This is a genomic window from Prevotella sp. AM23-5, from assembly GCF_003473645.1.
Classification (GTDB): Bacteria; Bacteroidota; Bacteroidia; order Bacteroidales; family Bacteroidaceae; genus Prevotella; species Prevotella copri_A.
The window spans coordinates 1-4,166 of the sequence record NZ_QUCG01000127.1 but is presented as its reverse complement, the minus strand read 5'-3'; the positions used below and the strand labels follow the sequence as shown (position 1 = coordinate 4,166).

Annotated in this window: 3 protein-coding genes; all 3 read right to left on the bottom strand. The window is 42.2% G+C overall.

What is annotated here, in order from left to right; translation table 11 throughout:
• Positions 1–875: hypothetical protein (locus DW657_RS16720; protein WP_147381990.1), on the bottom strand; the 875-nt coding region annotated here is incomplete at its 3' end.
• A 67-nt stretch (positions 876–942) separates the two neighbouring features.
• Positions 943–1,248: a hypothetical protein gene (locus DW657_RS16715; RefSeq protein WP_118313491.1), complete on the bottom strand. Its 306-nt coding sequence runs from the start codon at positions 1,246–1,248 to the stop codon at positions 943–945.
• Positions 1,249–1,256: 8 nt separating this feature from the next.
• On the bottom strand, positions 1,257–3,965 hold the full coding sequence (locus DW657_RS18025; RefSeq protein ID WP_233547202.1) for a tail fiber domain-containing protein: 2,709 nt from the start codon (positions 3,963–3,965) through the stop codon (positions 1,257–1,259).
• Between the last annotated feature and the right edge of the window lie 201 nt (positions 3,966–4,166).

The following is a 4,166-nucleotide window of genomic DNA, read 5'->3' as shown; positions in this document are numbered from 1 at the left end:
TTAGACGGGTCGGTCTGATATACGCAATATACAGCAACATTTTTTACTGTAGTGGCGTTATCCTTCATCTTCAGCGTTACGATGATTCTACCAAGCTTCTGCTCTGCCGTAATCTGTGCGAAGTTGCTTGCAACAGCTTGTGACTGACTGATGATGGAGAGCTGCTTGCCTCCTGCCAGATTTGGGATGGCGTAACAAGTCATCTGATGAAGGGTGTGGTCACTGGAGTAGTTGAATGAGCAGAACATCGGAAAGGCAAGGTAATCGCCTACCTGAAGGGCGTTCTTGGGCAGCGGCACAACGAATGTTCCCACGCTGGATGCCGTGGTGATGTACATAAGGGTGGACTTGCTCTTATCGGTGATGATGTAGCCGAAGTACTTATCCTTGAATGCGGCGAAATCGAAATAGCTTATCTGTAAGCCATCTGCCGATACGATATTGTGTTCCGTGAGTATCTGATTGGTATCACTCTCACGGATGAACACGTTGGTGGATAGATAGTCCTTCACCTCGGGATTGGCATTATGGAAGTAGCCTCTGAAATCTCCAAGGCGGAATGGCGAAGATGCACCGCCCGTTGGCTTGTTGTATAAAGTGCCATATCCATTATTAGCCTTTGAATATTCCGCCACGAGGTCTTTCCAGTTGTTCTTGCCGTTTTCTACCGTAATGTAGATGCCGTAGTTGCCATCCTTCGCCTTATACCAGTCATCGGGAAAAGGGGATGGAAATACGGTTGGCTTGTACTTAGCCCAGACATTTATCTTCGGTGACGTACAAAGAGTAGCAAGGTCGCCGCTGCCCTCTCCGAACAGAGATTTCAGGTCGTCAACGCTGACTGGAGCTGTTATTTTTCCGTTTGCTAATGCCATACGCTTAATCTTTAAAACTTAAAAAACTAGGCAAGGCAGCTCTATAAGAGCCACCCTGCGTTAATACTTACTCTGCTGCCTCGCTAGCCATATTAGAGGCGATAGCGGAATCAACCTCCGCTATCATTGCTGACACCTCACTGAGCTTGCTCTGAGGGATGCCACTGATGTTGTAGGTCAGCTCGCTGCCGTTTGAGCTGGCATTGGCATTGCCGAGATAGTTACCATTGGTATCTGCGTAGATACTCATGTTGATGCTGTCGATGTTGCCACCCGTCTTGTCAACATTGTAGGTAATTTCTACTCGATAGCCGCCCTTAGTGTAAGTGGCGGTTGTCTGTTCACTCTTCTTGGTAATTTTTAAATTCTCCATTTTCTTAACTAATTTAATAAATTAATATTCTTGTTATCTAATCTCTTCTTGTTATTGCCGTCCTGCTTTCCGCTCAATCGCTGAACCTCGGATTCGAGGAAGACCACTCGAGCCTTCAACCTGCTGATCTCATCGCCCACCTGCTCGATAGCACCGAATGCCGTTGCAATCAGCTTCGGAGACCAATAGTTGATTTTGTAGTAGCCATTCTCGTCTGTCTCAACGATGTCCTTTAAGTGAGGGTTGCACAAGACGTGTTGTGCAATCCAACCGATAGACCTTGTGTTGTCCTTCTTCCAAGCAAAGCCGAACGTGCCACCCATTGCCTTGATGATGCCAAAGTAGTCCAGCTTCCGCAAATCCTGCTTCAAGCGGATGTCTGAGGATGAGTAGGCGGTGATACCACCAGTAGCTAGAACGCTTCCATTCATATATATGTTCGTAGAGCTATCACGATATAGCATCCAATTATCACGTACAACATCATAAATACCTCTATTTACATTTCCAGAACCAATCATTAATCTTATATCATAAGTTCCATTACTAACTCCTATATAAGTATCTAAATTTTTATCAGTTCGTTCTACAATTAATCCACCATTACCACTAATATAATTAGTACATTTAAGTAACGCAGCACCATACCAATTTCTCCAAGTTCCACTATATTGTGCTCGAATTGCGATATAAGGGTTATCACCATTAGCTGATATGGCTAATTGAGCATCCCAACCAGAAGAATTATCCCAGCCAAAGTGTAAAATGTGACCATCTTTTCCTAATGGACGTTGTGACGCAGGAAGAGAGCTTGTAGAATGAGTTAAGAATAATCTATTTAAACCTTTATCATAATCATTAATAGATGTAGTTCTACCATCAGGATAACTCTCATATCCATCTATGCTACCTATAGCATAAATATATGCTTGTTTTATAACACCACCTGCTGACATATCAATAAAACCGTTACTCTTTCCAGTTATCCTTATATTATTAGTATGTAATATTTGATATTCATTAATTGTCTTATTGAGTGCATAATCAGTACCAAACCATATTACTCCATCAGCCATTCTTAGAGTATCATAATTACCATTACTTCTCTTAAAGGATATACTTTCTTCTGGTCCATTTGAAACATCAGAAATATATATACTATTTACACCAACAATATCAGAATTATGTAAATTTATGCCAAACTCAGAGTTTGAAATCCACCATCTATCACTATCAGTATCTAGATAATCACCAGTTCTATTTACTTTTCCACTAATATCTTGATGAGAAGTTAAATATCCTTTTCCAGTAACCCAAGATTGAGTAGCATAATTACTATCATTTGTAAACTGACTTACTTTCGTAGGTCTTCCGCTCACATTGCTCCAAGCAACAGAATTAGCACTTCCAGCACTACTTGCATAACTAACAGATAGAGTAGATATTGCTTTATGACCACCACCTCCAGTAAGAACATAATTATCATTAGAATTATTCTTCTTAAATCCAACTCCGTTCCAATATCCAGATGTATCAAAAGAACCAGCTTTGCGTGAATCCCATCCACTATTCATATTAGAGAAGAAGTCTATTGCAGCATCATTAGCTACAATCATATTTTCATCTCCACCATTTGTGTGTTGTTTTAGCACCTCACTTGCTGATTCTCCTCCACCAATAATAGTAAGTCCGCCACCACCGATACATATACCATTGCCATAAATATCGACATTGTTGTCCACAAACCTTATCATGTCATAGGTATTCTTAGACCCTTTATAGCTAATATTACCAGTCATAGCACCACCGCTAAGTTTAAGGTAAGTATTAGCTGCATCCGCAGACTTCAAATAAGCACTAAGACTTTGATGACTAGTCAGGAACGTTGCACCTTTAGTAAATGTAACAGTTTTACCGCTCTTTGTAACACTTGTAATAGCATTACCAGTGCCACTTGTGGTAATATTATTTACATAACCATCAAGACTTTGGTGGCTGGTGAGGAACGTACCCTTCGCGAAAGTAATTACACCAGTACTTGCATCATAAGTTGCACCAGTGAGGGCATTTCCGCCAGTTGGCACAGACACGCTGATACTAGGAACAGCACTTGCCACATTCTGAATCTCCGAATAGAGCTTTGCTACTGAGTATGCAGAAGCAATCTCTGAAAGGTTTTCCGTAGTAAGCCTGATAGCATCAGCATAAGCCTTTACAGAGCCGTTGAGACCACCGCCACTTGATGATGATGTTCCCACACCATAGGCAGAAACACCACCACTAGTATAGAGGTTTGCCACCTCGTTAGTCGTAGTGTTTGTAATCTTCAACGCCTTATTGGTTGCATCATACTCCATCTTTATGTTGCCGATGGAGATATACTTTCCGTCAGGCACGATGATACTTCCGTTAATATCGGCAGTACCGTTAAACGAGTTACCCCAAAGCTTGCGAGCATTCGTGAGCTGGAGAGCCTTTTTCGCTGAACCGCTTGTAAAGTAGCCCTGCAAGGTGGTGATACTCGTCTTATTGGCGGATATGCCCGAAGCATTTACCCCTTCTGCCTTTTTCGCTCTTGCTCCCTCGTCAGATATAGACTTGTTGATTCCGTCAACAATACCGCTCAAAGTGTCAGTCTGTGCAATATTTGCGAGGAAGCTAACCACCTCGTTCCACTTATTGATAATGCCGTCCGCAGTCTCCTCGTCAGTAGTCATAAGTGCATACCAACCATAAGCGCTATCCCAATGACTTACTTTTGTCGATGAGATACCGTCCAATACAGACTTATTGCTATGAGTATGCTTTGCCGATACCGCACCATCCCATGCTGTCTGCTTTGCAGTAGTAGGAATGGAGTAACCAGAGGCAAAGCTGATAGCAAACGTACCGCTTGTTGTGATGGTCTTTGTTGCGCA